Source organism: Arthrobacter sp. Hiyo1, assembly GCF_001263615.2.
GTDB lineage: Bacteria > Actinomycetota > Actinomycetes > Actinomycetales > Micrococcaceae > Arthrobacter.
On sequence record NZ_DF952469.1, the window covers coordinates 469,640 to 473,984 of the forward strand.

Genomic DNA, 4,345 nt, shown 5'->3' on the forward strand with positions numbered 1-4,345 from the left:
GCAACGATGCGAGCGAGGTGCCCTCGGGCCAGTGGGCCATGCCCGACGGCGCGTGGTGCCACAGTGCCTCGGGGAGCCGTTGCGCTCCCCCCGTGATGAGGCGGTGCTGGTCATCGGCGTCGGTGTAGACGACGCGCAGGATTTCGAGGATGGAGTTGGGGAAGTCGGTGTCCCAGCCACCCGTGCCGAAACCTACTTGGCCGAAGGCCTCGCGGTGCGCGAATCCGGCCTCCTTGAAGGACGTGCTTGCGGCGATGAATCCGTAGAAGGTCTGTTCGTCCAGGAGAGGGAGCAGCCCGTTCCATAGCTCCTTGATGCGCTTGGTGTCGCGGGCCCGGATCGCCTCCTGCATTTCCTGGAACGCGGCGCCGTCATTCACTGCTGCCTTCCAGGCTGCGGCAACCTCGTGGAAGAACTCCGGCAGCTCAGCCGACGTGGCGGCGTAGTGCTTCTGTCCGGCCAACTCGATCACGGTGCTCGATGTTGCCGGGGCAAGCGGGTTGGGGAATTCCTGGGTGTCCAGGCCGAGGAGTTCCACGTAGTGGTAGAACGCCTTTCCGGACACCGGGAAGCGCATGCCACCGAGGTCTGCCACCACTCCGGGAGCGGACGGGAAGCTCGCGGTGCGCAACCGCCCGCCGATTTGGTCGGCCTCGTAGACCACGGGGCGCAGCCCGAGCTTCATGAGCTCGTAGGCCGTGACGAGTCCCGAAAGGCCCGCACCGATCACCGCGACCTCTGTGCCGTACAGTTCCGGCGGAATAACCGCCAGCCCGTCGGGGTGGGCCAGGTAGTGGTCGTAGCTGAACGGGAAGTCCGGGTTCAGCATGGTGATGGGAGCGTCGGCCGGCGTTGCTTGGGAAATTCCGGCATCCCCGCGCGGGGTGTGGGTTCCGTGGGCAATTCGGTGGCGATGGTCATGAAAGTTCTGCCTTCACAGTTTCCGGGTCGGCGACCCTGGCGGATAGTTCACGGTATTCCTGTTCGGTCAGGGCCGCTACCTTGGAGTTCCGGCGTCCATAGCCGAAGTAGAGGGCGATCCCCACGAGCATCCAGCCACCGAACACCACCCAGGTGTCGGCACCCAGGTTGGCCATGAGGTAGGCACACATGAGGGTGCCGAGGACGGGGGTGATCGGGTAGAGCGGTACGCGGAAGCTGCGCTTGAGCTCCGGGCGGTTGCGCCGCAGGTAGATGACGGCGACGTTGACCAGCGCGAACGCGAAGAGGGTGCCGATGCTGGTGGCGTCGGCCAGCGCGCCGAGCGGGACAAGTCCCGCGGTGAGTGCGACGGCGGTGCCCACGATGAGCGTTCCGGCCACCGGAGTGCCGGTGCGCGGGGAGATCCGTCCGAAGACCTCAGGGACCAGCCCGTCGCGGGACATGGAGAGCAGGATGCGGGTCTGGCCGTAGAGCACGGTCAGGACGATGCTGGCGATGGCGAGCACGGCACCGATGGAGAAGACGAGCGCGATCCAGGGTTGGTGGGTGGTTTCCTCGAGGATCTGGACCAGGGCTGCCTCAGTGCCGCCGAACCATTCCCAGGGCCGGGCACCGATAGCGGCCACGGCAACCAGGACGTAGATGCTGGTCACGATCACCATGGAGAGCAGGATGGCCCGGGGCAGGTCTCGCTTGGGATTGCGGGCTTCCTCGCCTGCGGTGGAAGCGGCGTCGAAACCGATGTAGGAGAAGAACACCCGGGATGCTGCGGCCGAAACGCCTGCGGCCCCCATCGGCATGAGAGGTTCGAAGTTGCCGGCGTTGAACGCGGTGAACGCAACGGCGCAGAAGAACAGCAGGATGACAATCTTGATGGTCACGATCACGGTGTTGATCCAGGCGCTTTCCTTGGCGCCGCGCACCAGCAGGACCATGGCGAGGACCACGATCAGCATGGCCGGCACGTTGACCACGCCGCCGCTGCCCGGTGGCTGGGACATCGCGTCCGGCAGGAACTGCCCGAACGCGGCAAGTGTTTCGTTCACGTATTGCCCTGCGCCGACGGCCACGGCAGCTACGGAGACCGCGTATTCGAGGACGAGGCACCAACCACAGATCCAGGCCATGCCCTCGCCCATCGTGGCATAGGAGTAGGAATAGCTGGACCCGGCGACGGGCACGAGGCCTGCCATTTCGGCGTAGGACACGGCCGAGAACAGGGCGGCCAGCCCAGCGACCACGAAGGAAATCCAGACCGCGGGTCCGGCCAGCGGCACGGATTCACCCAGGATCACCAGGATGCCGGTTCCCAGGGTCGCGCCGACGCTGATCATCGTCAGCTGGAGGACGCCGAAGCTGCGGACCAGCGGCGTACCGCTTTCGCTGCTTCCTGCTTCGCTGACCATTTGCCCGATCGGCTTGCGGCGCAGGAGCTGCGAACCGAGCCCCGGGCGGCGGGCGGCATTGCCTGCATCCGCATTCGTGGCGTGCGTTGGCTTGGTCTGGGTGGAGGTAGGCACAGTCACCGTTGACGTCCCTTCAGAGTAGTTGGCGGTTTCCCCTGACAACCGTAAGCCTGTGAGCCAGCTCTCACGGCGGTGCAAAATGACCTATAGTGATCAACCATGAGACGTATTGCACAATCAGAAACGACGCCGGAAACGGCGCTTTCCGGGCGGGTCAGCGTTGATCTGTCTGCGATTTCAGACAACATCAAGGCCCTCAAAAGGCGCACCGCCGCGCCGCATTTCATGGCCGTGGTCAAGGGGAACGGCTACGGTCACGGCCTCGTCGACGTGGCCCGCACGGCGGTGGGGGCAGGGGCTGATTGGCTCGGAACGGCCCAATTGAGCGAAGCCATCACCTTGCGTCAGGCGGGCATCACCGTGCCGGTCCTGTCGTGGCTGTATCTGGCATCCCAGACCAGCGCGACCATCCGTGAGGCGCTCGAGTACGACGTCGACGTTTCGCTTGGGAGCGTCGGTCAACTTGAGGTCCTGGCCGGGATCGCGGAACAATTGGGCCGCCCCGCCGTCGTGCACCTGGAGCTGGACAGCGGACTCAGCCGCGGCGGCGCGCGCAAGGAAGACTGGCCCGAACTCGTGGCCCGGGCACGCATGGCGGAGCAGGACGGCACGGTGCTTGTCCGCGGCATCTGGACCCACTTGGCCTGGGCCGACGTTCCCGCCCACCCCGGCAACGCCGCGGCCGTCGCGGAGTTCGAAGACGCGGTTGGCGAAGCCCGCGCTGCCGGACTTGACCCGCAGCTGCGGCACGTGTCGAGCTCGGCCAACATCCTGGACCGGCCCGAATTCCACTTCGACATGGTCCGCGCCGGACTGGCGATTTACGGCTTGGCCCCAGCGGACCACCTGGATCCCGCGGACTTCGGACTCCGCCCCGCTTTGGGCGTCACCGCGCCGCTCGTCATGGTCAAGAAAGTCCCGGCGGGGACTGGCGTCAGCTACGAACACCGGGCCATCACGCACGAGCCGCGCTATCTCGGCCTCATCCCCCTCGGCTACGCCGATGGTATCCCCAAGGGCATCAGCGGCCGGAGCCTGGTCCAGATCGCCGGCCGGAGGGTCCCGGTGATCGGCAAGGTGTGCATGGACCAGTTCATGGTGGACCTCGGCCCGGACGCGTCCGGAATCGAGGTCGGAGACACAGCGGTTTTGTTCGGTGATCCCGCAGGAGGGGCCGCGAGCGCCGACGATTGGGGCGCCGCCATCGGAAGCCACGGCGACGAGATCATCAACCGGATCGCACCGCGGCTCCCCCGCGTGTATGAGTCCAGCGCCTACGAGTGCCCCGATTACCAGGAGGCACCGAGCGATGTCGCCTGAGCCGACCCCCGGCCGCCTGAGTTTCGTCACGCTTGCGCAGTTTCTGAAGCAGCTGCCGCCGGAGTTGGAGATACTCCACGACGGCGGCAGCGGCGGGGAGCTGCTGCGCTGGGTTGAACCCAGCGAACTGGACGACCCCACCCCGTACCTGCCGGACGGGGAGTTCCTGCTGACCGCGGGGCTCCCTTTCCTGGGGGACGGCGGGTCCAGCGAGAACGTCGATGCTTACGTGAAGCGGCTGGTGGGGGCCAAGGTGGCGGCGCTGGGCTTCGGGATCAGGCCGTATTTCGACGCCGTCCCGTCCGAGCTGCTGAAAGCGTGCCGCCGGCACAAGCTCACCTTGATCGAGATTCCCGAGTCCATCCCGTTCGCAGCGATCGGCTTAGAGTTCTCCCAGCTCCTGGAGTCGGACAATGCGAAGGTCTTCCGCCAGCTCGCGGACACCAACCGGCAACTCATGCGGGCGGTCCTCTCCCCTCGGCCTGAACACGAGCTGCTCGCCGCTTTGGTCCAGAAGGTGCCCGTCTGGGCACTTCTGGTCGGAGCGGACGGGCGGG

General features: G+C 66.3%; 4 protein-coding genes. 2 read left to right on the top strand and 2 right to left on the bottom strand.

Annotated elements, in window-relative coordinates; all coding sequences use genetic code 11:
* Together AHiyo1_RS06560 and AHiyo1_RS06565 are read right to left on the bottom strand one after the other, a co-directional pair.
* Positions 1-829, bottom strand: an 829-nt coding sequence (locus AHiyo1_RS06560; protein ID WP_148667491.1) for an FAD-dependent oxidoreductase, incomplete at its 3' end; no start/stop codon positions are given.
* A gap of 88 nt (positions 830-917) precedes the next feature.
* Positions 918-2,348 carry an amino acid permease gene (locus AHiyo1_RS06565; RefSeq protein ID WP_172465546.1) on the bottom strand — a complete coding sequence of 477 codons (1,431 nt, stop codon included), beginning with the start codon at positions 2,346-2,348 and terminating at the stop codon, positions 918-920.
* Between the two features lie 219 nt (positions 2,349-2,567).
* Here AHiyo1_RS06565 and alr point away from each other — a divergent pair, with 219 nt between their 5' ends.
* Together alr and AHiyo1_RS06575 are read left to right on the top strand one after the other, a co-directional pair.
* Complete coding sequence (alr, locus tag AHiyo1_RS06570; RefSeq protein ID WP_059388007.1) at positions 2,568-3,788, top strand: alanine racemase; 1,221 nt, start codon at positions 2,568-2,570, stop codon at positions 3,786-3,788.
* Positions 3,778-4,345: PucR family transcriptional regulator ligand-binding domain-containing protein (locus AHiyo1_RS06575; protein ID WP_172465513.1), on the top strand; the 568-nt coding region annotated here is incomplete at its 3' end. The genes alr and AHiyo1_RS06575, both read left to right, overlap by 11 nt.